The 417-nt window shown below is 66.2% G+C and carries 2 protein-coding genes; both read left to right on the top strand.

Annotated elements, in window-relative coordinates:
* Window positions 1-311, top strand: a 311-nt coding sequence (locus ACTFO6_RS17760; protein WP_439935745.1) for a coproporphyrinogen III oxidase, incomplete at its 5' end; no start/stop codon positions are given.
* A partial coding sequence (locus tag ACTFO6_RS17755) for an ACT domain-containing protein (protein ID WP_439935746.1) occupies window positions 302-417 on the top strand: 116 nt, incomplete at its 3' end. The genes ACTFO6_RS17760 and ACTFO6_RS17755, both read left to right, overlap by 10 nt.

Here is a 417-nt window from a genome sequence, read left to right as displayed (position 1 = left end):
GCTTCGCCCTCGTGAAAAGCGTGGGCGGCCATTTTCTCGAAGCCTATCTGCCTATCGTGGAGCGCCGCCGGGGGCTTCCCTACGGGGAACGGGAGCGGGACTTCCAGGCGTACCGGCGCGGGCGCTACGTCGAGTTCAACCTGGTCTACGACCGGGGCACCTTGTTCGGGCTCCAATCCGGCGGCCGCACCGAGTCCATCCTCATGTCCCTGCCGCCCGTGGTGCGTTGGCGCTACGCCTGGCAGCCTTTGCCGGGCACGCCGGAGGCCCGGCTCTATGAGGAATTCCTCAAGCCCAGGGAATGGATCTAGCCTCCATGTCGAAGAGCAACCGCATCATCGTCACCGTGACGGGTGAGGACCGGGTCGGGATCATCGCCGCCGTCGCCACCATCCTGGCCGAGGCGAACGCCAACAT

The sequence above is a fragment of the Pelomicrobium sp. G1 genome (genome assembly GCF_051905455.1).
Classification (GTDB): domain Bacteria; phylum Pseudomonadota; class Gammaproteobacteria; order Burkholderiales; family UBA6910; genus Pelomicrobium.
Note: the sequence above shows the minus strand (reverse complement) of the source record. Positions and strands in the feature narration are given on the sequence as shown.